This window comes from Duganella radicis, from assembly GCF_009720825.1.
Classification (GTDB): domain Bacteria; phylum Pseudomonadota; class Gammaproteobacteria; order Burkholderiales; family Burkholderiaceae_D; genus Rugamonas; species Rugamonas radicis.
The window spans coordinates 1-24673 of record NZ_WNKY01000013.1; the positions used below are offsets into that span (position 1 = coordinate 1).

The 24673-nt window shown below is 63.2% G+C and carries 23 protein-coding genes; 15 read left to right on the forward strand and 8 right to left on the reverse strand.

Features of this window, described 5'->3' with window-relative positions; all coding sequences use genetic code 11:
- Positions 1-58 precede the first annotated feature (58 nt).
- The 3 genes from GM676_RS13685 to GM676_RS13695 are packed head-to-tail and all read left to right on the forward strand — an operon-like array spanning position 59 to position 3194.
- The gene (locus GM676_RS13685; protein WP_155464338.1) at positions 59-838 is read left to right on the forward strand and encodes a uroporphyrinogen-III synthase; all 780 of its coding nucleotides are present in this window, start codon (positions 59-61) and stop codon (positions 836-838) included.
- Positions 835-1995, forward strand: a complete 1161-nt coding sequence (locus GM676_RS13690; protein WP_155464164.1) for a uroporphyrinogen-III C-methyltransferase — start codon at positions 835-837, stop codon at positions 1993-1995. The genes GM676_RS13685 and GM676_RS13690 overlap by 4 nt, the downstream gene beginning before the upstream one ends.
- A gap of 2 nt (positions 1996-1997) precedes the next feature.
- Positions 1998-3194, forward strand: coding sequence for a heme biosynthesis protein HemY (locus tag GM676_RS13695; RefSeq protein WP_155464165.1), 1197 nt, complete (start codon positions 1998-2000; stop codon positions 3192-3194).
- A gap of 34 nt (positions 3195-3228) precedes the next feature.
- On the opposite strand, the gene GM676_RS13700 is transcribed toward GM676_RS13695, so the two are convergent.
- A complete protein-coding gene (locus GM676_RS13700) occupies positions 3229-4290 on the reverse strand; it encodes an MBL fold metallo-hydrolase (protein ID WP_155464166.1) in 1062 nt (353 codons plus the stop codon).
- 123 nt (positions 4291-4413) lie between these two features.
- Here GM676_RS13700 and ppa point away from each other — a divergent pair, with 123 nt between their 5' ends.
- The gene (gene ppa, locus GM676_RS13705) at positions 4414-4953 is read left to right on the forward strand and encodes an inorganic diphosphatase (RefSeq protein ID WP_155464167.1); all 540 of its coding nucleotides are present in this window, start codon (positions 4414-4416) and stop codon (positions 4951-4953) included.
- Positions 4954-5004: 51 nt separating this feature from the next.
- Here the strand turns inward: ppa and GM676_RS13710 are convergent, their stop codons facing one another.
- Both GM676_RS13710 and GM676_RS13715 read right to left on the reverse strand, forming a co-directional pair.
- Entirely contained in the window at positions 5005-5598 is a 594-nt protein-coding gene (locus tag GM676_RS13710) for a Crp/Fnr family transcriptional regulator (RefSeq protein WP_155464168.1), read from the reverse strand.
- A gap of 107 nt (positions 5599-5705) precedes the next feature.
- Positions 5706-6833 (reverse strand): GNAT family N-acetyltransferase, encoded by a 1128-nt coding sequence (locus GM676_RS13715; RefSeq protein WP_371866228.1) that lies wholly within the window; start codon positions 6831-6833, stop codon positions 5706-5708.
- 92 nt (positions 6834-6925) lie between these two features.
- Between GM676_RS13715 and GM676_RS13720 the strand changes: the two genes are divergently transcribed.
- The 8 genes from GM676_RS13720 to GM676_RS13755 all read left to right on the forward strand — a co-directional run bounded on the left by GM676_RS13720 (position 6926) and on the right by GM676_RS13755 (position 16185).
- Positions 6926-8980 (forward strand): NAD(+) synthase, encoded by a 2055-nt coding sequence (locus GM676_RS13720; protein ID WP_155464170.1) that lies wholly within the window; start codon positions 6926-6928, stop codon positions 8978-8980.
- Positions 8981-9023: 43 nt separating this feature from the next.
- A complete protein-coding gene (locus GM676_RS13725) occupies positions 9024-9362 on the forward strand; it encodes a P-II family nitrogen regulator (protein ID WP_008447011.1) in 339 nt (112 codons plus the stop codon).
- A gap of 138 nt (positions 9363-9500) precedes the next feature.
- Complete coding sequence (locus GM676_RS13730) at positions 9501-10913, forward strand: aryl-sulfate sulfotransferase (protein WP_155464171.1); 1413 nt, start codon at positions 9501-9503, stop codon at positions 10911-10913.
- 94 nt (positions 10914-11007) lie between these two features.
- Positions 11008-13425: a TonB-dependent receptor gene (locus GM676_RS13735; RefSeq protein ID WP_155464172.1), complete on the forward strand. Its 2418-nt coding sequence runs from the start codon at positions 11008-11010 to the stop codon at positions 13423-13425.
- A gap of 16 nt (positions 13426-13441) precedes the next feature.
- The gene (locus GM676_RS13740) at positions 13442-14857 is read left to right on the forward strand and encodes a sulfatase family protein (RefSeq protein ID WP_229262673.1); all 1416 of its coding nucleotides are present in this window, start codon (positions 13442-13444) and stop codon (positions 14855-14857) included.
- 97 nt (positions 14858-14954) lie between these two features.
- A complete protein-coding gene (locus GM676_RS13745) occupies positions 14955-15395 on the forward strand; it encodes an SRPBCC family protein (RefSeq protein ID WP_170304292.1) in 441 nt (146 codons plus the stop codon).
- Positions 15396-15398: 3 nt separating this feature from the next.
- Positions 15399-15854: an SRPBCC family protein gene (locus GM676_RS13750; RefSeq protein WP_155464174.1), complete on the forward strand. Its 456-nt coding sequence runs from the start codon at positions 15399-15401 to the stop codon at positions 15852-15854.
- A 19-nt stretch (positions 15855-15873) separates the two neighbouring features.
- The gene (locus GM676_RS13755; protein WP_229262674.1) at positions 15874-16185 is read left to right on the forward strand and encodes an ArsR/SmtB family transcription factor; all 312 of its coding nucleotides are present in this window, start codon (positions 15874-15876) and stop codon (positions 16183-16185) included.
- A gap of 4 nt (positions 16186-16189) precedes the next feature.
- On the opposite strand, the gene GM676_RS31835 is transcribed toward GM676_RS13755, so the two are convergent.
- The 5 genes from GM676_RS31835 to trxB form a co-directional block, all read right to left on the reverse strand.
- Positions 16190-16849, reverse strand: a complete 660-nt coding sequence (locus GM676_RS31835; RefSeq protein ID WP_211923225.1) for a Fic family protein — start codon at positions 16847-16849, stop codon at positions 16190-16192.
- The gene (locus GM676_RS31840; protein WP_211923226.1) at positions 16762-17634 is read right to left on the reverse strand and encodes an AlbA family DNA-binding domain-containing protein; all 873 of its coding nucleotides are present in this window, start codon (positions 17632-17634) and stop codon (positions 16762-16764) included. The genes GM676_RS31835 and GM676_RS31840 overlap by 88 nt, the downstream gene beginning before the upstream one ends.
- A gap of 73 nt (positions 17635-17707) precedes the next feature.
- Positions 17708-18343, reverse strand: a complete 636-nt coding sequence (locus GM676_RS13765) for a trimeric intracellular cation channel family protein (RefSeq protein ID WP_155464176.1) — start codon at positions 18341-18343, stop codon at positions 17708-17710.
- A 65-nt stretch (positions 18344-18408) separates the two neighbouring features.
- Entirely contained in the window at positions 18409-19071 is a 663-nt protein-coding gene (locus tag GM676_RS13770; protein WP_155464177.1) for a Smr/MutS family protein, read from the reverse strand.
- A 5-nt stretch (positions 19072-19076) separates the two neighbouring features.
- The gene (gene trxB, locus GM676_RS13775; RefSeq protein ID WP_155464178.1) at positions 19077-20030 is read right to left on the reverse strand and encodes a thioredoxin-disulfide reductase; all 954 of its coding nucleotides are present in this window, start codon (positions 20028-20030) and stop codon (positions 19077-19079) included.
- 214 nt (positions 20031-20244) lie between these two features.
- Between trxB and GM676_RS13780 the strand changes: the two genes are divergently transcribed.
- From GM676_RS13780 to GM676_RS13790, 3 genes are all read left to right on the forward strand, one after another.
- On the forward strand, positions 20245-22647 hold the full coding sequence (locus tag GM676_RS13780; protein ID WP_155464179.1) for a DNA translocase FtsK: 2403 nt from the start codon (positions 20245-20247) through the stop codon (positions 22645-22647).
- A gap of 9 nt (positions 22648-22656) precedes the next feature.
- The gene (lolA, locus tag GM676_RS13785; RefSeq protein WP_155464180.1) at positions 22657-23289 is read left to right on the forward strand and encodes an outer membrane lipoprotein chaperone LolA; all 633 of its coding nucleotides are present in this window, start codon (positions 22657-22659) and stop codon (positions 23287-23289) included.
- A gap of 63 nt (positions 23290-23352) precedes the next feature.
- Complete coding sequence (locus GM676_RS13790) at positions 23353-24657, forward strand: replication-associated recombination protein A (protein ID WP_155464181.1); 1305 nt, start codon at positions 23353-23355, stop codon at positions 24655-24657.
- The last annotated feature ends 16 nt before the right edge of the window (positions 24658-24673 follow it).

Sequence of the window (24673 nt, forward strand, 5' to 3'; positions counted from 1 at the left end):
GGCGCACCTGCCGCCGCGGCGCCGGGCGCGTCCGCCAAGCCAGGCGCCTGATCCGAGGATGGCCGGCGCCGTCGTCATTACCCGTCCCCTGGCGCAAGCGGCGCCGCTGGCGGCCCGCGTGACCGCGCTGGGCCGCGCGGTGGAAGTCCTGCCACTGCTGGAAATCTCCCCGCTGCCCGATCAGACCGCCCTGAAAGCCGCCCTGGCGCGGCTCGACCAGTACGCGCTGGTCGCCTTCGTCTCGCCCAACGCCATCGACGCCGCCTTCGCCCACATCCGCGACTGGCCGGCCCACGTAACGGCCGCCGTGGTCGGCGAAGGCAGCCGCGCCGCGCTGGCCGCCCACGGCGTGCCCAACATCGTCAGCCCGGCCGACAGCGCCCACAGCGATTCCGAGCACCTGCTGCAAACCCTCGACCTGCCAGCCCTGCAAGGCCAGCCGGTCCTCATCATCCGCGGCGAAAGCGGTCGCGAACTGATGGGCGACGGCCTGCGCGCAGCCGGCGCCCTGGTCGACATCGTGCCGGCCTACCGCCGCGCCACCCCGGCGCTGACGCCCGAACTGGCCGCCATCCTGCGCCGTTTGCTGGCGCAGCAAAACGACTGGATCATCACCAGCTCCGAAGCCCTGCGTGGCCTGATCGGCCTCCTGCATGAGATGGACTTGCGCCACCCTGACGCGATGCAGCACAATAGCGTTGTAGCGATGCAACAACAGCATCTGATTGTGCCCCATGCCCGAATTGCCGAAACGGCAAATAATTTAGGATTTTCCAAGCTGACGCTCACAGGATCAGGCGACGAACGCCTGCTGGCCGCGTTACAATCACGCCTATGAACGATTTGCCTACCTTACCTGATCCAGCGGTCTCGTCCGCGAAAGCCGCCGAGACTCCGCCGCCCGCAGCCACGCCGCCGGCGCAGCCCGAACCGAGCCTGCTCGAAACCCTGCAACAGCCGCAAATGCTGTTGGTGGGTATCGTCGTGCTGACCATTCTGCTGGCCGGCCAGACCTGGTCGTCGCACGCGCGCGTCAACAAGCTGCGCGAGGAAATGGCGCTGCGCCTGCAAAAAGGCGATGCCTCCAATGCCGACACCGGCAACCTGGTGCGCAACGTGCAGGAGAGCACCAAGGAACTGCAAGCCAAGGTGGCCCTGCTGGAAAGCAAGCAGCAGGAGGCGCAAAGCCAGCAACTGGCGCTGGAACAGCTGTACCAGGATCTGTCCAAGAACCGCGACGAATGGGCGCTGACCGAGATCGAACAAGTGCTGTCGACCGCCTCGCAGCAGCTGCAACTGGCCGGCAACGTGCCGGGCGCGCTGATCGCGCTGCAAAACGCCGACCGCAGCCTGTCGCGCTCCGACAAGCCGCAATTCATCACCATCCGCCGCGCCATCGCGCGCGACACCGACAAGCTGAAGGCGCTGCCGAGCGTGGACTCGGTCGGCGTCGCCCTGCGCCTCGACAACGCCATCGCCCAGATCGACCTGCTGCCGATGCTGGCCGACGAAAAGCCCACCCTGCCGGCGCCGCCGGAAAAGAAAGCCAGGGCGGCCAAGATCGTGCACGGCAAGGATGGCAAGCCGGTCAAGGTGGAAGAGACCACCAGCCCGTGGCTGCAAGCGCTGCAAGACGGCTGGAACGGCTGGAGCAACGAAACCTGGACCGAGGTGCGCCAGCTGATCCGCGTGCGCAATGTCGACACGCCGGACGCGCTGATGCTGTCGCCAACCCAGGCGTATTTCCTGCGCGAGAATCTGAAACTGCGCCTGCTGAACGCGCGCATGGCGCTGCTGTCGCGCAATGAAGGCGCCTTCCGTGCCGACCTGATCGCGGCGCAGGAGGCGCTGGTCAAATACTTCGACACCCGCGCCCGTTCCACCCAGACCGTGCAGGCGCTGCTGCGCCAGGTGCAGAGCAGCAATCTCGCGATCGAGATGCCGACCCTGTCCGACAGCCTGAACGCTGTGCGCAACTACAAAGCGAAGCCATAACCATGCGTTTATTCCTCTGGCTCGTCGCCATGATGGCCGCCGCCATCGGCATTGCCGTGACGGCGCGCTTCAATCCGGGCAATGTGGTGCTGTTCTATCCGCCGCACCGCATCGACCTGTCGCTGAACTTCTTCGTGGTGCTGGAAGTGGCGCTGTTCGCCTTCCTGTACGTGTTGATCCGCGCCTTCCGCGCGACCGTCAAGATGCCGGGCAAGGTGGCGGCCTACCGCCAGCACAAGCGCGAGCGCGATGGCAACAAGGGCCTGCGCGAAGCACTGAAGGCCTTGTTTGAAGGCCGTTTCGGCCATGCCGAGAAGGCCGCCTTGCGCGCCTCCGAGTTGCCGGAAAACGCCGGCGTGGCGGCGCTGATCGGCGCCCGCGCCGCGCACCGCATGCGCCAGTCGGCGCGCCGCGACCAGTGGCTGAACAAGCTGGCCGGCGACAACAGCATGAAGACCGCGCGCCTGATGACGGCCACCGAACTGCTGGTCGACGATCACCAGCCGGAGCAGGCGCTGGAAGCCGTGCGCGAACTGAACGCCAGCGGCACGCGCCACATTCATGCCTTGCAGATGTCGCTGAAAGCGCAGCAGCAGGCCAAGAACTGGCCGGAAGTGCTGCGCCTCGTCCGCTCGCTGGACAAGCACCGCGCGCTGCATCCGGCCCTGTCCTCGCGTCTGCGCGAGCTGGCGTATGACGACATGCTGTCCGACGCCAGCCACGATGCGGAATCGCTGCTGCGCGTGTGGTCGACCGTGCCGAATGCCGACCGCATCAAACCCTACGTCGCTTGCCGCGCCGCGACCGCCCTGAATGCGCGCGGCCTGCATGACGAAGCGCGCGTGGTGGCTGAAGAATCGCTGGCCGCCGACTGGGACGAGCGCGTGGTACGCGCCTACCGCGAAGCCGCCGCGCCGGCTGGCTCGCAAGCGCTGCTGACGCAGATCGAGCATTGCGAGAACTGGGCCAACGCCCGTCCGACCGACGCCGAACTGGCGCTGACCTTGGGTTCGCTGTGCCTGAAACAAAAACTGTGGGGCAAAGCCCAGCGCTATCTGGAACAGGCGCTGTCGGATGCCGGCGATCCGCGCATGGTGCGCGAATCCCACCTCAAACTGGCGCAGATGCACGAAGCGCTGGGACAGGAAGAAGAAGCCGCCAACCACTACCGCCAGTGCGCACTGGCCACCATCCTCTAAAACAAAGGCCGGTTTTCCAACCGGCCTTTGTTTTTTATGCGGGATCGGATTCGACCGGGTAACCTTCAATTTTCCAGCGCAGCATGCCACCGGCCAGGTTGGCGACTTTGCCGAAGCCGGCCTTGGTCAGCAGGACGCTGGCTTGCGCCGAGCGCACGCCGGAGCGGCACACGGCGACGATGGGTTGCTCTTTGTCGAACTTGCCCATGCGCTCGGTCAGCTGCGACAGCGGCACCAGCGTGGCGCCATGAATATGGCCGAGGCGGTCGATGAATTCCGGCGCCTCGCGCACATCGACGATCTGCACTTGTTTCTGGTGTTCCAGCAAGCCCATCGGTTCGATTTCCCACACGCCGCTGAAGCGCAGGGTCAGCGGCGCCCAGTCCGGCGTGTCGGTCGGCGCATCGCCTTCCGGTTTGCCGCAGCGCAGGTTGGCTGGCACCGCCACCGCGATCAGCTTGGGATGCGGCAGGTTGAGGTTGTTCATGTGGCCGGTGAAATCGCCCACGTCCACGTCACCGCCCAGACGCGGATTGTAGCGGCGCTCCTCCGCCACGCTGGTCACCGTGATGCCGCGATAATCATGCGCCGGGTAGAGCAGGCAGGCCGGCGGCAAACTCAGGATCTGATCGTGCACCGAACTAAACAACTGCTGCGGGCTGCCTTGCTGGAAGTCGGTGCGGCCACAGCCACGGATCAGCAGGCTGTCGCCGGTGAAGGCCATGCTTTCATCGTCCAGCACATAGGTCAGGCAGCCGCTGGTGTGGCCCGGCGTGGCGCGCACGCTCAGGTGGCGGCCACCGAACTGGATGCGGTCGCCATGGCGCAAGGGGTGGTCGACGCCTTCGGCGCCGGCCATCTCGGACACGGCAATCGCGCTGCCGCAACGCTGTTGCAAGCGCCAGGCACCCGTCACATGGTCGGCGTGGACGTGGGTGTCGAGCGTGGCGCTCAGCTTGAGGCCGAGCTCCTGCAACAGCGCCAGGTCGCGCGGCACCTGCTCGTACACCGGATCGATCAGCACCGCTTCACCGCCGTCGCCGAGCAAATAGGTATAGGTGGACGAGATGGGATCGAACAGTTGGCGGAAGATCATATTCATATTCCAAATAAGGGCAAGCTTCATCATAACAAATGTTCAAGGCTGTTGCGCCGCACAAGCAGCCTGTACTTCGCTATAATGTCGCGGTTAAACACAGCCTGCCTATAAGGAAATCCCATGAGCTTGAACAAAGTATCTTCCGGCAAAGACTTGCCGAACGATTTCAACGTCATCATTGAAATTCCGATGAACGCCGATCCGATCAAATACGAAGTGGACAAGGAATCGGGCGCGATCTTTGTTGACCGCTTCATGGGCACCGCCATGCACTACCCATGCAACTACGGTTACGTGCCAAACACCCTGTCGCTGGACGGTGATCCGGTCGACGTGCTGGTGATCACCCCGTTCCCGCTGATCCCGGGCGTGGTGGTGCGCTGCCGTCCGATCGGCGTGCTGAAAATGACCGACGAATCCGGCGAAGACGCCAAAGTGCTGGCCGTGCCGGTCGACAAAGTACTGTCGATCTACAGCCACTGGCAGAAACCGGAAGACCTGAACGAACTGCGCCTGCGCCAGATCCAGCACTTCTTCGAGCACTACAAAGATCTGGAAAAAGGCAAATGGGTCAAGATCGACGGCTGGTACGGTCCTGAAGAAGCCAAACAGGAAATCCTGGACGGCGTCGCCAACTACCAGAAAGACGCAGCGAAATAAACAAAGGCCCCTCACGGGGCCTTAGTCATTCCGGCGCCGGGCGGCATCCAGTTACGCCTGGCGCGGCTCGCCCGACGCCAGCTCGGCCTCGCGGCGCAGGCGCGACATGTACTGCGGCGTGATGCCGAGGTAGGAGGCAATCGCGCGTTGCGAGATGCGCGCTTCCAGTCCCGGATACTCCTCGCGGAAGGCGGCCAGCCGTTCCTGCGCCGAGGTCTCGCCGCTGCTGTAGGCGCGCTGGGCCAGCGCGTGCAGGCCGTGCATGGCGATATTCAGGTGATACTGCTGCATGCCTTCATTCTGCGAGCGCAGTTCGGAGGCGATTTTCCAGTCCAGCGTAAAGCCGTGGACCGGCGTTTCCGCGATCAGGAACTGCACCGCCGGCAGGCCGTCTTCGCCGTTGATGAGATCGGTCAGGGTGGTGGCCGATTCGCCCTCGCGGTAAAAGCGCAGGGTCACCTCCTGACCTTCGCGGTTAAAGAAGCCGCTACGCGCCACGCCGCTGGCCAGCCAGTGCACCTGCGTGGCGAGCACGCCGGCGCGTTGCAGGTATTCGCCCTTGCGCACATGGAAAGGCTTGGCGATGGTGGCCAGGATATTGGTGACGTTGTTGTAAGACTCTTCACTGACGTCGATCCGCTTCATCGTGGCGGATTTGAAGCGGTTACGTTGTTTTATAAAATCTGCATTCATGCTGTTTTTGCCACGTTGCTAAGGAAAACTTCCATATTGTAACCTCATACGGGTTACCCTTATCGGTTTTTGAAGGGAATATGTTCGGCCAGTTCGTCGATATAGTCGTTCATTGCGGCCGTTTCTTGCGCTAAAAAATCGGCGATGGCATCGGCAAAGCGCGGATCGGCCACCCAGTGGGCCGACCAGGTCGGCGTTGGCACCAGCCCGCGCGACATCTTGTGCACGCCTTGCGCGCCGCCCTCGAAACGGGCGATGCCGCGACGGATGCAGTAGTCGATCGGCTGCACGTAGCAGGTTTCAAAGTGCAGGCCGGAGACGAATTCGCGCGTGCCCCAGTAGCGGCCGTACATGACGTTGCCGCCCACCAGATTCAGCGCCACCGCCACCGGCTCCTCGCCGCGCTTGGCCAGCACGATCATCAGGCTGTCCGGCATTCCGGCCAGCAGGCGCTGGAAGAAGGCCAGCGACAGGTACGGCCGGGAGTAGTGCGCCTCATAAGTCGAGACGTAGCACTGGTGGAAGAAGCGCAGCACCTCGTCCGTGATCGCGCTGCCGGCCAGATGCTCGAAGTGGATGCCGGCTTCCCGCACGCGCTTGCGGTCCTGGCGCAGCTTCTTGCGCTTCTCCATCTTCATGCTGGCGAGGAAGGCGTCGAAATCGGCGTAGTCCTGATTCTCCCAGTGGAATTGTACGCCTTCGCGCAGCATGTAGCCGGCGTCGGCCAGCGCCTGCTTGTCCTGCTGCTCGGGGAACAGGATGTGCAGCGACGACGTCTCCAGCTGCCGCGCCACTTGCAGCGCCGCCCGCGCCAGCAGGGCGCGGTCCTCGGCCGTGCGCGCCAGCAGGCGGCTGCCGGTCACCGGCGTGAACGGCACCGCCGACAGCAGCTTGGGATAGTAGGGGATGCCGTTGCGGTGGAAGGCGTCGGCCCACGCATGGTCGAACACGTACTCGCCGCGGCTGTGGTCTTTCAGGTAGAGCGGCATGGCGGCGTGCAGCACGCCGTCCCGGTGCAGCACCAGATAGCGCGGCGACCAGCCGGTGCGCGGCGCGGCGCATTCGGTGTCGTGCAGGGCGTGCAGGAAACTGTGGCTGAGCGTGGGATTGTCGCCGGCCAGCGCCTGCCACTGCGCCGGATCGATGTCCGCCAACGAGTCGATGATCGATAACTCCGCTTCCGCCACACTGCCTCCCAGGTAAAGATGTGCCAGTCTAGCGCATGCGGGCGCGCTTTGCCCATGCGATAATTTGATTTTGCATGCCCGAAAGAGCTGACATGGCTTCGAATTTCTTCAATCTGTACACCCATGACTTCGCCCGCGTCGCCGTCGCCGCGCCGGTGTGCCGCATTGCCGATCCGGCTTACAACGCCGAACAAACCATCCTGCTGGCCGGGCAGGCCGCCGCCCAGGGCGCCGCGCTGGTGGCGTTTCCCGAGCTGGGCCTGTCGGCCTACACCTGCGATGACCTGTTCCACCAGCGCGCCCTGCTGGACGGCGTGCTGGACGGCCTGGCCGCGATTCTCGACGCTTCGCTGCAATGGAAGATGGCCATCGTGGTCGGCGCGCCGCTGCGCGTGGACCATCAGCTGTACAACTGCGCGGTGGTGATCGCCAACGGTCAGATCCAGGGGGTGGTGCCGAAGAGCTATCTGCCGAATTACGGCGAATTCTACGAAGCGCGCCAGTTCAGCAGCGGCGATTACGCCGTCGCCACCGAGATCGATCTGCTCGGCGAGCGCGTGCAATTCGGCTCGGGCCTGCTGTTTGAAGTGGGCGACATGCCGCTGCTCAAATTCCACGTCGAGATTTGCGAGGACGTGTGGGTGCCGGTTCCGCCATCGTCGTTCGCGGCGCTGGCCGGGGCCAATGTGCTGGTCAACCTGTCGGCCTCGAACGCGCTGGTGGGCAAGGCCAACTACCGCAATCAGCTGGTGGGCCAGCAATCGGCGCGCTGCATCTCGGCTTACCTGTACACCTCGTCCGGCGGCGGCGAGTCCAGCACCGACATGGCGTGGGACGGCCAGGGCGTGATCTTCGAAAACGGCGAACTGCTGGCCGAGGCCCGGCGCTTCACCGACGAGCCGACCCTGACCTTTGCCGACATCGACCTCGAACGCCTGTCGCGCGAGCGCATGCGCATGAACACCTTCGCGCAATCGGTGCAGCGCCATGCGGCGGAGGTGGGCAAGTTCCGCACCGTGTTCTTCCATCTGGAAATCGAGCGCGAGCAGCCGCTGGCGCTGAACCGCAATGTCGAACGCTTCCCTTACGTGCCAGCCGATGCGCGCCGCCGCGACGACCGCTGCAACGAGGTCTACAACATCCAGGTGCAGGCGCTGGCGCAGCGCCTGACCAACAGCGGCCTGAAGAAGGTGGTGATCGGCGTCTCCGGCGGGCTGGACTCGACGCACGCGCTGCTGGTGTGCGCGCGCGTGATGGACAAGCTCAAGCTGCCGCGTTCCAACATCCTGGCCTACACCATGCCGGGCTTTGCCACCAGCGAACGCACGCTCAAGCAAGCGCATGCTTTGATGAAGCTGGTCGGCTGCACCTCGCAGGAAATCGACATCCGTCCAAGCTGCATCCAGATGCTGAAAGACCTCGGCCATCCTTACGCCGAGGGCAAGGAGCAGTACGACATCACGTTTGAAAACGTGCAGGCCGGCGAGCGCACCAACCATCTGTTCCGCCTGGCGAACCACAACGCGGCGCTGGTGATCGGCACCGGCGACCTGAGCGAGCTGGCGCTGGGCTGGTGCACCTACGGCGTGGGCGATCACATGTCGCACTACAACGTCAACGCCAGCGTGCCGAAGACGCTGATCTCGCATCTGGTGCGCTGGGTGGCCGAATCCGGCGTGATCGGCCGCAACGATGCGCAAGTGCTGCTGGATATTCTCGGCACCGAGATCAGTCCCGAACTGGTGCCCGGCACCGCCGGCGGCCAGCCGGAGCAGCGCACCGAAAGCACCATCGGCCCGTACGAGCTGCAAGACTTCAATCTGTACTATGTGCTGCGCTTCGGCTTCAATCCGTCGAAAGTGGCGTTCCTGTCGCACACCGCGTGGAAGGACCGGGAGCAGGGCCGCTGGCCGGATGGCGATCACGTCACCCGCAACCAGTACGATCTGACAGCCATCAAGAAGAATCTGGGCATCTTCCTCGACCGCTTCTTCCGCACCAGCCAGTTCAAGCGCAGCTGCGTGCCGAACGCGCCGAAAGTAGGCAGCGGCGGTTCGTTGTCGCCGCGCGGCGACTGGCGCGCGCCCAGCGACGCGCAAAGCGTGCTGTGGATGGAGGAACTACGCGCCATTCCGGTACAAGAGTAAAGCGTTTACAATACATCCAAACGTTTTTAGATAAGGAGAAGTCATGAAACAGATTACCGCTGTGATTAAGCCGTTCAAGCTGGACGAAGTGCGCGAGGCGCTGGCCGAAGTCAACGTTACCGGCCTGACCGTCACCGAAGTCAAAGGCTTTGGCCGCCAGAAGGGCCATACCGAACTGTATCGCGGCGCGGAATACGTGGTCGACTTCCTGCCTAAAGTAAAAGTTGAAGTGGTGGTGGATGACGGCGTGGCCGAACAAGTGGTGGACGCCATCATCAAGGCCGCGCGCACCGGCAAAATCGGCGACGGCAAAATCTTCGTGCAGAACGTGGAGCAGGTAATCCGTATCCGTACCGGCGAGACCGGCGCCGATGCTGTCTAAGCTAAAACGTTTTTCGCCTTACTCAAAAATGCCGGGCGATCCGGCATTTTTTTTATATCCTTGCTTGGTTATATTAGTTCTCGATTAGTAGGCTGTTTCGTAATATAGACACACTGTCCACTCCATGAGCGCTGTGTCATGACCACCTATAAGAAGATTGCTGCACTGTCCCTGCTGTCCTTCGCCGCCAAGCTGAGCGCGGCGCCCAGTGTTTATCCCACCGGCGTCACCCGTTACGACACCGCTACCGCGTACAACAGCTACGTGATCTTCAGCGGCCAGGACAAGAAGACCCATCTGATCGACATGAATGGCAATGAGGTGCACAGCTGGAATGCCGAAGGCTTCCCGCCGGTGCTGCTCAATCCGGCCCTGACCGGCGGCCAGCGCGGCAATGTGCTGGTGCAGTTGGCCAGCGCACCCGGCACCGCCAACGAAGGCAACGGCCTGCGCAATCAGGCGATTGGCGAGCTCGACTGGAATAGCAATGTGGTGTGGCAGTGGGGCGCGGCAGCCAGCGCGCAGGATGCTTACGCCGCGCCGGTGGAAGGCAAGGCCAGCGCGCAAGTGCCCGGCGGCAGCGCCAAGCAGCACCACGACTGGCGTCGCCTCCCGAACGGCAATACGCTGGTGCTGGCGAATCTGGTGCATGCGGTGCAAGGCTTCGGCGCCCCGCAGGTGCTGGATGACGTGATCTACGAAGTCAACAAGCAGGGCGACGTGGTGTGGAAATGGGTGGCCTCCGAGCACCTGAATGAATTCGGTTTTACGCCGGCCTCGCTCAAGCTGGTGAAAGAGGGCGCGTCGCCGCGCGGCAAGAACGTGCCGTTCGACTACCTGCACATCAATAATATGTCCGTGCTGGGTCCGAACAAGTGGTTCGATGCCGGCGACCAGCGCTTCAACCCGGACAACATCCTGGTCGATTCGCGCGAAGCCAATTTCATCGTCATCATCGACAAGCACACTGGCAAGGTGGTGTGGAATCTCGGTCCCGATTATCCGGCGCAGGTGCGCGGTCCGCGCGTGCTGCCGCGTGCGGTGGACCAGATCATCGGCCAGCATGATGCGCATTTGATCGAGCCGGGCCTGCCCGGCGCCGGCAACATCCTGGTGTTCGACAATCAGGGCGAGGCCGGCTATCCGCGCGTCAGCGTGGGCGTGCAGCCGCGCTCGCGGGTGCTGGAAATCGACCCGGTCAAGAAGCAGATCGTGTGGGAATACACCGGCGGCGATTCGAATGGCCCGGACTGGGGTTTCTACAGCTCCTTCATCAGCAGCGCGCGCCGCCTGCCGAACGGGAATACCCTGATCGATGAAGGCATGAACGGCCGCATCTTCCAGGTCACCACCAAGGGCGACATCGCCTGGGAATACATCAGCCCTTACTTTGCGCCGACGCCGGTGGCCGGCGCGGGCAAGCCAGTGCTGAGCAATTGGTTGTACCGCGCGCAGCCGGTGCCGTACAACTGGGTGCCGGAAGGCACGCCACGCTCTGAAAAAGCGGTGATCCCGCCGGAGCCTCATAAGTTCCGCGTAGCGACCAACTAAGCGTCTACAACTCTTCCTATAAACGACAACGCGCCGGCGGGGATGCCGGCGTGCGGGGCCGCTCACGCCCATTTTTCAGAACGAAAGCCAGAACATGAAGCAGAAAAAACTCGCAGTCGCCATCGCGGCGGCTTACGGCATCGCCTTCACCGTTGCACCGCAAGCGCAGGCGCAGAACGCCGCCGCGCTGGCTGTGGCGGCCATTTCAGACACCGCCGTTGGCGCAGCCTCGGCGGCCGCCCCGGTCGCCGCCGCCGCGTCCGCGTCCGGCGCGGAGCTGGCCGCCGAAGCGGCGCAAGAGGGAGCGGGCTCGGCCGCTGTCGGCGCCGACGTCTCGCAAGTGATCGCCAGTGTCACCGTCTCCACCCGCCGCCGCCACGAGACGTCGCAAAGCGTGCCGACCAGCATGAGCGTGCTGGACGATAAATCGCTGGAAAACAACCGCGTCTACCGCGTGCAGGACTTGCAACAGCTGCTGCCCAGCACCACCGTCAACTTCGTGCACGCCCGCCAGCTGAGCTTTGCCGTGCGCGGCCTTGGCAACAACACCGCCAGCGACGGCCTGGAAGGCAGCGTCGGCCTGTACCTCGACAACGTCTATCTGGCCCGTCCCGGCATGGCCGCCTTCGACGCGCTGGACGTGCAGCAGCTGGAATTGCTGCGCGGCCCGCAAGGCACGCTGTTCGGCAAGAACACCACCGCCGGCGTGCTGAACATCACGACCAGGCAGCCGACCTTCCGCAGCGAGAACACGGCGTCGGTCTCGGCCGGGCAGGACAAGTACGCACAAGGCAAGGCCAGCATCTCCGGCGCGTTCTCGGACACGCTGGCCGGCCGCTTGTCGGTCTACAAAACGCATGAAGGCGGCTACATCAAGAACGTCTACAACGGCAAGGACGTGCAGGGCGGCGACCGCCAGGGCGTGCGCGCGCAGCTGCTGTGGGAACCGAACGACAAAGTCAGCGCCCGCGTCATCGCCGACTACAACGAGGAAGATTCCAACAACGGCACCATGGTGCTGTACAGCGCCGGCCCGACCGGTAAATGGCTGACGCAAGCCGCCGCCGTCGGCGCGCATCCGATCTACAACCCGGCTGCCTACCAGGTCAACCTGGACAGCGGCTCGCACGTCAGCGTGCACCAGGGCGGCCTGTCGACCGAGGTCAACTGGAAGCTGGACAACGATTACAAATTCACCTCCATCAGCGCCTTCCGCTTCTGGAACTTCACGCCGCGCAATGATGACGGCCTCGACGTGCCGATCACCCTCAACGTCGGCGCGCTGGCGCGGCACCGCCAGTTCACGCAAGAGCTGCGCCTGGCCACGCCGCAAGGCCGCGAAGTGGAATCGGTGGTGGGCGCCTATTACTACTACCAGAATCTCGACAACACCAACTTCAGCTACAACGGTCCGCTGTCCGACAAATTCAACGGCACGCCAAGCGGCGCCTGGTCCAACCTGACCAGCTTTGCCGATGGCCACCTGCGCGTCAACAGCTACGCGCTGTTCGGCCAGACCATCTGGCATATCGACCCGAAATGGGATCTGACCGCCGGCCTGCGCGCCACCTATGAAGACAAGCGCGCCTACGAGGTGCGCTACGCCCCGACCGGCGGCGCTGTGGTGACCGGCGCCGCGCTGGCCTCGCGCAACGCCCGTTACGGTGCCTTCGATTCCGGCGATATCACGCTGAACAACCTGAGCCCGTCCGGCCTGGTGACCCTGGCCTACAAGTTCGACACCGACGTGCTGGGCTATGGCACCTTGTCGCATGGCGAAAAATCGGGCGGCATCAACCTGACGGTGCCGGGCGCGGCCGGCATCGCCTCGCTGAAGATCAACAACGAAAAGGCCAACAACGCCGAGCTCGGCATCAAGAGCAACTTCTGGGAGCGCCGTGCGCAGGTCAACGCCAGCGTGTTTGCCAACATCGTGCGCGGCTACCAGAACAACGCCTACGATCCGTCCACGCTGTCGTCCTACATCACCAACGCCGGCGACGTGCGCAGCCGTGGCGCCGAGCTGGAGACCACCTTCCTGGTCGCGCGCGGCTTCACGCTGGGCGCCAACGCCGCTTTCAACGACGTGAAATACCTGAAGTACACCAACGCCCCATGCCCGCCTGAAATCACCTCCACCTCGTGCAATCTGTCGGGTCGCGCCGCGCTGGTCAACGCGCCGCGCTGGACCAGCAGCCTGAACGCGCAGTACGCGCATGCCGTGGCCGAAGGTGTGGAGGGCTACTTCAACGCCAACACCGCATACCGCACCGAAGTGTTCGGCACGCTGGACGCGTCGAAATATGCCAGGATTCCAGCGTACGCCCTGACCAACCTGTCGGCCGGCGCGCGCTTCAAGGCTGGCGGCGCCAGGTGGGACGTGTCGGTGTGGGCCAAGAACGCCTTCGACAAGCTGTACTACACCAGCTTGTGGAACAGCAGCTTTGGCGCCTACAACGCCGTGCTGGGCACGCCACGCACGCTGGGCCTGACCGCCCGCGCAGATTTCTAAACAGGAGACACCGAGCATGACAAATAACACCCGTCGCCGCATCCTTCAGTCGCTGCCTGCGCTGGCGCTGGCCAACTACCTGCCGTCCGCGCTGGCGGCTGGCAAGGATCAGCCGAACATTATCTTCATCCTGGCCGACGACCTCGGCCACGCCGACCTTGGCGTGTACGGCCAGACCGATATCAGGACGCCGCACCTCGACAAGCTGGCGGCGCAAGGCATCCGCTTCACCCAGGCTTACGCCAACTCGGCGGTGTGCTCGGCCACGCGCTTTGCACTGATCACCGGCCGCTACCAGTACCGCCTGCGCGGCGGGCTGGAGGAGCCGATTGCCGGCGCGTCGGACACCATCGGCTTGCCGCCGTCGCATCCGACCTTGCCCTCGCTGTTGAAGAAGCAGGGCTATGGCACGGCGCTGATCGGCAAGTGGCATTTGGGCTACCTGCCGACCTTCGGCCCCTTGAAAAGCGGCTACGACAGCTTCTTCGGCAACTACGGCGGTGCCATCGACTATTTCACCCACAAGCCGGGCGTCGGCCCTCAGGTGAAGGAAGACTTGTACGAAGGCGAAGTGCCTGTGCATCAGATCGGCTACTACACTGATCTGCTGGGCGCGCGCGCGGTGGACTTCGTCAACAAGCAGCAGGCCGGCAAGCCTTTCCTGCTGTCGCTGCACTACACCGCGCCGCATTGGCCGTGGGAAGGTCCGGGCGATGAAGCCGTGTCGCGCGACATCGACAACATCTTCCACTACGACGGCGGCGACCTGGCGACCTATGGCCGCATGGTCGAATCGCTGGATGCGTCGATCGGCCGCGTGCTGGCGGCGCTGGAGAAGCAAGGGCTGGCGGACAACACCATCGTCATCTTCACCAGCGACAACGGCGGTGAGCGCTTCTCGAAAACCTGGCCGCTGACCGGCCAGAAAACCGAGCTGCTGGAGGGCGGCATCCGCGTGCCGGCCATCCTGCGCTGGCCGGCCAAGGTCAAGGCAGGGCAGGTGAGCGAGCAGGTGGCGATCTCCATGGACTGGCTGCCGACCCTGCTGGCCGCAGCCGGCGGCGCGCCCGATCCGCAATACCCGACCGATGGCCAGAACCTGCTGCCGGTGCTGCTGGGGCAGGCGGCCAACAACGAGCGCACGCTGCTGTGGCGCTACAAGGCCAACGCCCAACGCGCCATCCGCGCCGGCAACTGGAAATACCTGAAGATCGGCAAGAACGAGTTCCTGTTCGATGTGGTGAAGGACCAGCGCGAACGCGCCAACCTCGCCAAGCGCCATCCGGAAGTGTTCGCCAAGCTGAAGGCGCAATGGGAGACCTGGGACAAGGAAATGTTGCCGATCACGGCGGATGTCCGCACGCACGGCGTCAGCGGCGCGGTGCAGGCCGACCGCTATGGTGTTCCGGCCGCTGGCACCGTGGCTGACTGAAACAGCAAAAGAGCAATCATTCGGTTGCTCTTTTCCGTTTTTGGGCCTAAGATGATCTTGCAACCATATGGTTGCATTTAACCGCGAGGAGATCATCATGCAGCATTTCCAGCATTCCATCCTGATTGACGCCAGCCCCGCCGCCGTGTACGCCGCGCTGACCACGCTGAACGGCCTGCGCGGCTGGTGGAGCGAAGATTGCGACATCGACGGCGACACCATCCACATGCGCTTCGGCGCGCACCACAAAGACTTCCGCGTTGAATCCGCCCAGCCGGGACGGGAAGTGCGCTGGCTGTGCACCGCCACGCCGGGCGCGAACCGCAGCACCGACGAGTGGGTAGGCACCCGCATCATGTTCCATTTGCATGGTGAAGAAGAGGGCACACAGGTTGATTTTGAACACGTCGGCCTGCTGCCCGCGCTGGCGTGTTACGACATGTGCGATCGAGGCTGGCGCCACTTTCTGGAAAGCCTGCGACAATACGCCACAACCGGGCGCGGCACGCCCTATCAACTCGCCACTGTGGAGGCATGAAGCATGAGCACCGATCAGATTGAACGCAGCATCGTCATCAAGGCACCGGCCGAGCGCGTCTGGCGCGCGCTGTCGACCCCGCAGGCATTCGGCGCCTGGTTCGGCGTCCAGCTGGAGGGGGAACCGTTCACGCCGGGCCATCACGCGCGCGGGCCGATCACGATATCGGGCTTCGAGCACGTCATCTTCAACGCCTGGATCGAGCGGGTGGAGGCGCCGTCCTTGCTGTCCTACCGCTGGCATCCGTATGCCATCGACCCGCACGTCGATTACTCTGGCGAAGAATGCACGCTGGTGACCTTCACCTTGCAACCCAGCGACGACGGCGGCACCTTGCTGACCGTGGTGGAATCGGGCTTCGACAAAGTGCCGGCCCACCGCCGTGTTGACGCCTTCCACATGAACAGCAAAGGCTGGGAAGCCCAACTGCAAAACATCGCCCGGTATGTCGTCCAATAAAGCCCTGGTGTCAGAAAAAATGGCCACCGTCTTTGCCGCGCTGGGCGACCCCACGCGGCTCAAGCTAGTGGCCGTGCTGTGCGCCGGCGGCGCCTTCTCGATCGCCCAGCTGACGGCCGGCACCGACATCAGCCGCCAGGCCGTCACCAAACACCTGCAAGTGCTGGCCGACGCCGGCGTGGTGGGCGACATCAAACGAGGCCGCGAGCGCCTGTGGCAACTGGAACCCGACGCCATCGCCGAGGCCCAGCACGCGCTGGCGCGCATCGGCCAGGAATGGGAGCGCCGCCTTGGCAGACTGAAGGCTTTCGTCGAGAGTACACCCGGTTAAGCATTCAGGCTTTAACTGAGATGGCATGTAGCTTTGTCCATTGCTTGCCTTTGATGGTCAAGCGGTACCGTTGTTTGCTGCTTCTTGGTTTATCGGGGAGTGTCATTTCAACCATGCCGCTTTCAAGTGCTGGCACAAGATAAGCATCACGGAAATGCTCTTCATGTTTAAGCAGCAAAATCTCTTGGATCTGCTTGCGTGTCATCTCGTCGGTCATAATAAGCAGCAGCCGCTCAACTTCCCCGGTAACTTCCCCGGTAACTTCCCCGGTAACTTCCCCGGTAACTTCCCCGGTAACTTCCCCGGTTGCCTCTGGCGCCATTGCAAGAGGGTGTACTGGCAGGCGGGTTAAAAAAGCACTACGGCCGTCGTCAGTTTCAAATAGCGGTGGTGGCGAGCCATTGCGGGCCATGGCTTTGAAGATTTTTGGCACCCCAGTGGAACGCCCTTCCGTCAAATCCAATTCTTTGAGGAACTCGCCAATACGCCTGTTCCGATAGCGCCGACTGATCGCGCAGCCGGCTTGAAAATCGGCCAGTCGTATTGATCGGTCAGGACCGGGGACGCTCAGTACCGTTAGTTCATCGTGGCTGATACGTACTTCGATCGGCTCGCGCTCCTCGTATGAACGATGATATACGGCGTTGACCAGAGCTTCTTCCACTGCAGCGTATGGAAAATTCCAGACCCGTGTCGCCTCTGCTCGATTGGCGTGAACCAAACTACGTCAATCTGGGCGTAAGGAAAGAACTGATCTGGAGCGGTATTGAAGAACAACAGACCTGCATTCTTGGGCCAAGGGGACTCTGGCGGACCGCCTATCACGTTCATTTGCCGACCTAACGCTTCGAGAGTAAGTGACGGCGCGTCGTCGGCTAGCTTACTGCTCACTTCCTGTAAATAGGCCATCATCAAAGGACGAGATAAATCGCTTAACGTTGCTCGTTGTGCGAGGCGGTCATCCCATGGCACATCGGCAGTCAAGTTTAGTAACTCCCGCTCTGTTTCGCCGCGGGCCTCTACTGTGCTGCTGTAGCGGCGGATATAGTAATGCCAGATTTTGTGTTTAGCCGTCACCGAGGAGGGAGCTTTATAAGGACGGTTCATGCCACCTGGCGCGTGCAGCACAATTAGCTGACGACCTTCGACTATTTCTACGAGTAGCAGAGGGAAGTACGGAGGCTGGATTAGCTGGCAGGCGGCGAGTAGCTCTCGTTGAATCTTGTCCAACTGTCCGTCGGCCAGACCAACAGGAGGAAAAATTGGCTTCCCATTGTTGTCGCAGTTCTGTCCTATCACGACATAGCCACCACCGAGATTTTCGAAATCGTTCGCGAACGCGCAGAGTGTGCGCAAGATGGCATCAGGATTCCAGCCTGCCTTGTATTCGATTCGCTCACCTTCCACCGTGCGTTGAGACAGCAGGTCATCAAGGTTAATGGGGAGCATTTTGGGTCTCGGAACTGTTTATCTTCACCTCGCATTAGACAGGGTATTGTCTGCTGAGTTCCGTCGCAGCGGTCTAATGGTGGCTGCGCAGGTGCAGTTCGAATTTCCAGGTCACCAGCCGCGTGATGGTGATGAAGGCGGCGCTGCACCACAGCGCGGCGTCGTCGGAGACGTCGGTGTATTGCAGGCCGATGTAGAGCCAGGCGCCGAAGAAGGCGCAGATGGCGTAGGGTTTGCCGTCGCGGAAAACCATCGGCACTTCGTTGCAGACGATGTCGCGCAGCACGCCGCCGAAGATGCCGGTGATGACGCCCATCATGGAGGCGATGAAGATCGGCATGTGGGCGGTTTGCGCCTGCGCCACGCCAGCCACGGTAAACAGGCCGAGGCCGACCGCGTCGGCGATCACGATCACGCGGTCCGAGATAATCTGTTTGACGGTGCGCATCAGCGGCGTCGCCAGCAGCGCCAGGATGAAGATCAGGATGGCGTAGCCCTGGTGGTCGACCCAGAACAGCGGCCGCTTGTCGAGCAGGATGTCGCGCAGCGTGCCGCCGCCAAACGCGGCGATGAAGGCCACGGTGAACACGCCGACGATGTCCATGCGCTTGCGGCGCGCTTCCACAAAGCCCGATAGCGCGCCCACCAGTATCGCCACCACTTCAATGACGGTGATCAGGGAAACATGCGGAATCGGGACGCTCTTCATGTAGTTGTATGGACAAGGTTGCAATGTCCATAGGTTAACATGGCCGCCGCGCGGCGGGTAGGGGATTAGCGCGAAGCTTGCAGGGCGGCGCGCAACAGGACGATCAGGGCGCCTTCGCCGCCTTCGTGGTTGCGGGCCTGGCAGAAGGCGACCACGCCTTTTTGCACCAGCCAGCTGTGCACCATGGATTTCAGCACCGGTTCCTGGCCGCGCGAGCCGAAGCCCCGGCCATGGATCACGCACACGCAGCGGTGGTTGCGCTGTTGCGCCTTGGTCAGGAAGGCGCCCAGCGCATCGCGCGCCTGGTCGCGGTTCATGCCATGCAGGTCCAGCTCGTCCTGCACCTGCCAGTGACCCTTGCGCATTTTCTTCATCACGTCCGGACCGACGCCCGGCGCCGAGTAGTTCAGCGCCGGATCGTCCTCCAGATAATGGTCGACTTCAAACAGGTCGGACAGCGATTCCTGCAACACCAGCGCATCGTCCTCGGCCTGCGTCAGCTTGCGCTTGGGCGCGGCGGCCGGGGCCACCGATTGGGGCACCGAAGGCGGCACGTAGCGGTCCGACGCCGGCATGCGCTTCACGCCGCCCAGCGCGGTCTGGAAGATGTTGGCCTCCACCGCCTGCTGCTTTTCCTGTTTGACGCGCTCCTTCTCGACGACGGCGCGCGCCTCAGCCTGTTCCCTGAGCTGCTTGCCCAGGGATTTCAGGTCTGCGAAGTCTTTCATTGCGATTACTCCTGACCTTCCAGGTAACGCTGGGCGTCCAGTGCCGCCATGCAACCGGTGCCGGCGCTGGTGATGGCCTGGCGGTAGATGTGGTCCTGCACGTCGCCGGCGGCAAACACGCCCGGCACACTGGTGGCGGTGGCCATGCCTTCGGTGCCGGTTTTGGTCTTGATGTAGCCGTTGTGCATTTCCAGCTGGCCTTCGAAGATGCCGGTGTTCGGCTTGTGGCCAATCGCGATGAACAGGCCGTGCACCGAGACGTCGGTGATGGCGCCGGTGTCGGTCGACTGGATCTTCACGCCGGTCACGCCGCCGTCGTCGCCCACCACTTCGTGCAGGGTGTGGTTGTACTTGATCTCGATCTTGCCTTCGGCGACCTTGGCGTTCAGGCGGTCGATCAGGATCGCCTCGGCGCGGAACTTGTCGCGGCGGTGGATCAGGGTGACCTTGGTGGCGATGTTGGACAGGTACAGCGCCTCCTCGACCGCGGTGTTGCCGCCGCCGACCACCGCAACCTGCTGGCCGCGGTAGAAGAAGCCGTCGCAGGTGGCGCAGGCCGACACGCCCTTGCCCATGAAGGCCTGCTCCGACGGCAGGCCCAGGTACTGGGCCGAGGCGCCGGTGGCGATGATCAGGGTGTCGCAGGTGTATTCGTGGCTGTCGCCGATCAGGCGGATCGGTTTTTCTTGCAGTTTGACGGTGTGGATGTGGTCAAACACGATCTCGGTGTTGAAACGCTCGGCGTGTTGCAGGAAACGCTGCATCAGGTCCGGGCCTTGCACGCCCATCGGGTCGGCAGGCCAGTTTTCCACGTCGGTGGTGGTCATCAGCTGACCGCCTTGCTCGACGCCGGTCACCAGCATCGGCTTCAGATTGGCGCGGGCGGCGTAGATGGCGGCGCTGTAGCCGGCTGGGCCGGAGCCGAGGATCAATACGCGAGCATGTTTAGCAGTGGTCATGGTAGGGCTTCTTAAATATGTTGGATTAATCCGAATGTGGGGGCGCAAGCAAGGGCGGCAAGGGCATGCCGCTATTGCAATTGCGCAAGCAATACAAGATTATAGTGCAAGCAGGGAATCAGGACGAATCGTGGGGCCGGACGTTGTCCTTATGCCTTAGAATACCCTTATATGAATATTTCCTGACCGCCAACATTGCAACACCTTAATACCTATGAGTAGTAAAAAAGTTCAGGAACGCACGCAAAAAGTGAGCGCCCCCGCCGCCTCCGGCTATACCCGCACGCCGACCGAACGCCAGCCCCTGCCCAACCGGCTGGTACGGCTGCTGTCCGAAGCGCGCTGGCTGGCGCTGGCCGTGCTGGGCGTGTATTTTGTCCTGATCCTGGCCAGTTATCACAAGCTCGATCCCGGCTGGTCGCACGAAACCAAGGTGGCCAGCCTGCATAACCTTGGCGGCGCGACCGGCGCCTGGTTGTCGGATCTGCTGCTGTATATTTTTGGCCTGTCGGCCTGGTGGCTGGCGTTTTGCCTGCTGCGGCTGGTGTGGAAGGGCTATCGCGGGCTGACGCAGAAATACGTGCTGTCCGCCGAACCGGAACCGGAGCACGAGCAGGAGGGCCTGATCCGCATCATCGGTTTCGTGCTGCTGTTCATCGGCAGCGTCGGGCTGGAATACCTGCGCCTGCGCACCCTGACCGGCCATGCTCAGTTGCCGCTCATCCCGGGCGGCGTGATGGGCAAGATGGTCGGCCATTCGGCGCATGTGGCGTTTGGCTTCACCGGCGCCACCTTGCTGCTGTTGCTGCTGTTCGGGCTGGGATTCAGCCTGTTCTTCCATGTGTCGTGGATGGCGGTGGCCGAGCGCATCGGCGGCGCCATCGAGAATGCCATCGACTGGTTTGTCCAGCGTTACCAGTACCGCGAAGACCGCCGCCAGGGCGAAGTGGCGGCCGTCAAGCGCGAGGAAGTGGTGGTGCACGAGCGCGCCAAGCATGTGGAAAAGCATCCGGTGGCGGCGCCGCCGATCAAGGTCGAGCCGCAGGTGACCACGGTGGTCAAGTCCGAGCGCGTCGAGAAGGAGCGTCAGGCCAGCCTGTTCACCGACCTGCCGCGCGCCAGCGGCGACGAGGCGCTGCCGGCGCTGTCGCTGCTGGACGAGGCGGTCGAAACGCAGGAAACCATTTCCATCGAAACGCTGGAATTCACCAGCCGCCTGATCGAGAAGAAGCTGTCGGACTTTGGCGTCGAGGCCAAGGTGGTGGCGGCCTATCCGGGCCCGGTGGTGACGCGTTACGAGATCGAGCCGGCCACCGGCGTCAAGGGCAGCCAGATCGTCAATCTGGCGCGCGACCTGGCGCGTTCGCTGTCGCTGACCTCGATCCGCGTGGTCGAAACCATCCCCGGCAAGAACTACATGGCGCTGGAGCTGCCGAATCCGAAGCGCCAGATCGTGCGCCTGAGCGAGATCGTCGGCTCCAAGGTCTACAACGACAACGCCTCGCCGCTGACCGTGGCGCTGGGCAAGGACATCGCCGGCAAGCCGGTGGTGGCGGACCTGGCCAAGATGCCGCACCTGCTGGTGGCGGGTACCACCGGCTCCGGCAAGTCGGTGGGTATCAACGCCACCATCCTGTCGCTGCTGTACAAGGCCGATCCGAAAGACGTGCGCATGATCCTGATCGATCCGAAGATGCTGGAGATGTCGGTGTACGAAGGCATCCCGCACCTGCTGGCGCCGGTGGTGACCGACATGCGCCAGGCTGGCCACGCGCTGAACTGGGCGGTGAACGAGATGGAACGCCGCTACAAGCTGATGTCCAAGCTGGGCGTGCGTAACCTGGCCGGCTACAACGCCAAGATCGCCGAAGCCAAAAAGCGCGAGGAACACATCCCGAATCCGTTCAGCCTGACGCCGGATTCGCCGGAGCCGCTGGACAAACTGCCGACCATCGTCATCATCATCGACGAGCTGGCCGACCTGATGATGGTGGTCGGCAAGAAGGTGGAAGAGTTGATCGCCCGTATCGCGCAGAAAGCCCGTGCGGCCGGCCTGCACTTGATTCTGGCGACTCAGCGCCCATCTGTGGACGTGATTACCGGCCTGATCAAGGCCAACATCCCGACCCGTATCGCGTTCCAGGTGTCGTCGAAAATCGACTCGCGTACCATTCTGGACCAGATGGGCGCGGAAACACTGCTGGGCATGGGCGACATGCTGTACATGCCGCCGGGCACCGGCCTGCCGGTCCGCGTGCACGGCGCCTTCGTGTCGGACGATGAGGTGCACCGCGTGGTCAAGCACTTGAAGACCACCGGCGAGCCGGACTACATCGACGGCATCCTGGAAGGCGGCACGCTGGAAGGCGAGGGCGGTGGCGGCGAAGGCGCGGCTGCGGGCGAGGGCGGTGGCGAGGCCGATCCGATGTACGATCAGGCGGTGCAGGTGGTGCTCAAGAACCGCCGCGCCTCGATCTCGCTGGTGCAGCGCCATCTGCGCATCGGCTACAACCGCGCGGCGCGCCTGCTGGAACAAATGGAAAATAGCGGCGTGGTCTCGGCCATGCAATCGAACGGCAACCGCGACATTCTCGTGCCGGCTGCCAGTGCTGAATAAAGGAAGCTTATGACGCGTTTTAAATCGCTGGCCCTGCTGGGCGCCGGCTTGTTGCTGGCGGGCGCGGCCCATGCCAGCGCGCTGGAGCAGTTCAAATCCTTCGTGGCCTCGACCAAGGCCGCCAAGGGCGAGTTCACCCAGCGTCAGGTGAAGAACACCAACGGCGACAAGCCGAAGGTGTCGACCCCGGCCACTGGCACCTTCGTGTTTGCCCGTCCCGGCAAATTCATCTGGACTTACCTCAAGCCGTACGAGCAGGTGCTGCAAGCCGATGGTGACAAGCTCTACATCTATGACAAGGACCTGAACCAGGTCACCGTGAAGAAGCTGGGCGATGCGCTGGGTTCCTCGCCGGCCGCCATCCTGTTCGGCAGCAACGACCTGGAGAAAAACTTCACGCTGAGCGAGGCCGGCAGCAAGGATGGCGTCGAGATGCTGCGCGCCGTGCCGAAGAACAAGGATAGCTCGTTCGAGGACATCGTCATCAGCATGAAAGACGGCTTGCCGTTCACCATGGAGTTGAAGGACAGCTTCGGCCAGTCGTCGGTGCTGTGGTTCAAGGGCATCGAGAAAAATCCGGCGCTGAATGCCGCGAGTTTTAAATTCGTCATGCCGAAGGGCGCGGACGTATTCAATAATTGACAGACGTAGTGACGGACCCTGACGCCGCAGCTGCGACGCTGCGGCGTTTTTCCATTTCAGACCATGGCAGATTTATTTTCCACCGAACCGCGCCAGCCGCTGGCCGAAGCCCTGCGGCCCAAGACGCTTGATGATGTGATCGGCCAGCGCCACCTGCTGGGGCCGGGCAAGCCCTTGCGCCTGGCGTTCGAGTCGGGCCAGCCGCATTCGATGATTTTGTGGGGGCCGCCGGGCGTCGGCAAGACCACGCTGGCGCGCCTGACCGCCAAGGCCTACGACTGCGAGTTCATCGCCCTGTCGGCCGTGTTCTCGGGCGTGAAGGATATCCGCGCCGCCATGGAGCAGGCCCAGCACAATCTGGACATGGGCAAGCACACCATCCTGTTTGTCGACGAGATCCACCGCTTCAACAAATCGCAGCAGGACGCCTTGCTGCCGTACGCCGAATCCGGCCTCGTAACCCTGATCGGCGCCACCACCGAAAACCCGTCGTTCGAGGTCAACTCGGCGCTGCTGTCGCGCTCGCAGGTCTACGTGCTGAAATCGTTCGACGAGGGCGAGCTGCGCCAGATGGTCGAGCGCGCGCGCGCCAAGGTGCTGACCCATCTGGAGTTCGACGAGGCCGCCATCAACACCCTGATCGGCTATGCCGACGGCGACGGCCGTCGCCTGCTGAACCTGCTGGAAGTCACCAGCACCGCCGCCAACGCGGCCAAGACCAACAAGATCACGGCCGAGTTCATCCAGAACGCGCTGACGCTGAACGCGCGCCGCTTCGACAAGGGCGGCGACAACTTCTACGACCAGATCTCGGCCCTGCACAAATCGGTGCGCGGTTCCAATCCGGACGCGGCCCTGTACTGGCTGTGCCGCATGCTGGACGGCGGCGCCGACGCGCGCTACCTGTCGCGCCGCATCGTGCGCATGGCGTGGGAAGACATCGGCCTGGCCGATCCGCGCGCCATGCAGATCGCCAACGACGCCGCCGCCACCTTCGAGCGCCTCGGTTCGCCGGAAGGCGAGCTGGCATTGGGGCAGGCGGTGATCTACCTGGCCATCGCCGCCAAGAGCAACGCCGGCTACAACGCCTTCAACCAAGCGATGGCGTTTGTACGCAAGGACAAGTCGCGCGAAGTGCCGGTCCACCTGCGCAACGCACCGACCAAGCTGATGAAAGAACTCGGCTACGGCCACGAGTACCGCTATGCCCACGACGAGCCGCACGCCTACGCGGCCGGCGAGACCTACTTCCCTGACGACATGCGCGAGCCGGGCTGGTACCAGCCGGTGCCGCGCGGCCTGGAGACCAAGATCGCCGACAAGATGGCTTTCCTGCGCAAGCTGGATGAGGATGCCGGCAAGTTATAATGCTGTGTTTTAGGCC

Excerpts from the sequence above, each read along its gene's own strand:
- GM676_RS13725 (WP_008447011.1), top strand. The coding sequence starts at position 9,024 with ATGAAACAGATTACCGCTGTGATTAAGCCGTTCAAGCTGGACGAAGTG.
- GM676_RS13710 (WP_155464168.1), bottom strand. The coding sequence starts at position 5,598 with ATGAAGCGGATCGACGTCAGTGAAGAGTCTTACAACAACGTCACCAAT.
- lolA (WP_155464180.1), top strand. The coding sequence starts at position 22,657 with ATGACGCGTTTTAAATCGCTGGCCCTGCTGGGCGCCGGCTTGTTGCTG.
- GM676_RS13745 (WP_170304292.1), top strand. The coding sequence starts at position 14,955 with ATGCAGCATTTCCAGCATTCCATCCTGATTGACGCCAGCCCCGCCGCC.
- GM676_RS13790 (WP_155464181.1), top strand. The coding sequence starts at position 23,353 with ATGGCAGATTTATTTTCCACCGAACCGCGCCAGCCGCTGGCCGAAGCC.
- GM676_RS13780 (WP_155464179.1), top strand. The coding sequence starts at position 20,245 with ATGAGTAGTAAAAAAGTTCAGGAACGCACGCAAAAAGTGAGCGCCCCC.
- GM676_RS13700 (WP_155464166.1), bottom strand. The coding sequence starts at position 4,290 with ATGATCTTCCGCCAACTGTTCGATCCCATCTCGTCCACCTATACCTAT.
- ppa (WP_155464167.1), top strand. The coding sequence starts at position 4,414 with ATGAGCTTGAACAAAGTATCTTCCGGCAAAGACTTGCCGAACGATTTC.
- GM676_RS13730 (WP_155464171.1), top strand. The coding sequence starts at position 9,501 with ATGACCACCTATAAGAAGATTGCTGCACTGTCCCTGCTGTCCTTCGCC.
- GM676_RS13720 (WP_155464170.1), top strand. The coding sequence starts at position 6,926 with ATGGCTTCGAATTTCTTCAATCTGTACACCCATGACTTCGCCCGCGTC.
- trxB (WP_155464178.1), bottom strand. The coding sequence starts at position 20,030 with ATGACCACTGCTAAACATGCTCGCGTATTGATCCTCGGCTCCGGCCCA.
- GM676_RS13695 (WP_155464165.1), top strand. The coding sequence starts at position 1,998 with ATGCGTTTATTCCTCTGGCTCGTCGCCATGATGGCCGCCGCCATCGGC.
- GM676_RS13735 (WP_155464172.1), top strand. The coding sequence starts at position 11,008 with ATGAAGCAGAAAAAACTCGCAGTCGCCATCGCGGCGGCTTACGGCATC.
- GM676_RS13740 (WP_229262673.1), top strand. The coding sequence starts at position 13,442 with ATGACAAATAACACCCGTCGCCGCATCCTTCAGTCGCTGCCTGCGCTG.
- GM676_RS13750 (WP_155464174.1), top strand. The coding sequence starts at position 15,399 with ATGAGCACCGATCAGATTGAACGCAGCATCGTCATCAAGGCACCGGCC.
- GM676_RS31840 (WP_211923226.1), bottom strand. The coding sequence starts at position 17,634 with ATGCTCCCCATTAACCTTGATGACCTGCTGTCTCAACGCACGGTGGAA.
- GM676_RS13765 (WP_155464176.1), bottom strand. The coding sequence starts at position 18,343 with ATGAAGAGCGTCCCGATTCCGCATGTTTCCCTGATCACCGTCATTGAA.
- GM676_RS13690 (WP_155464164.1), top strand. The coding sequence starts at position 835 with ATGAACGATTTGCCTACCTTACCTGATCCAGCGGTCTCGTCCGCGAAA.
- GM676_RS13685 (WP_155464338.1), top strand. The coding sequence starts at position 59 with ATGGCCGGCGCCGTCGTCATTACCCGTCCCCTGGCGCAAGCGGCGCCG.
- GM676_RS13770 (WP_155464177.1), bottom strand. The coding sequence starts at position 19,071 with ATGAAAGACTTCGCAGACCTGAAATCCCTGGGCAAGCAGCTCAGGGAA.
- GM676_RS13755 (WP_229262674.1), top strand. The coding sequence starts at position 15,874 with ATGGCCACCGTCTTTGCCGCGCTGGGCGACCCCACGCGGCTCAAGCTA.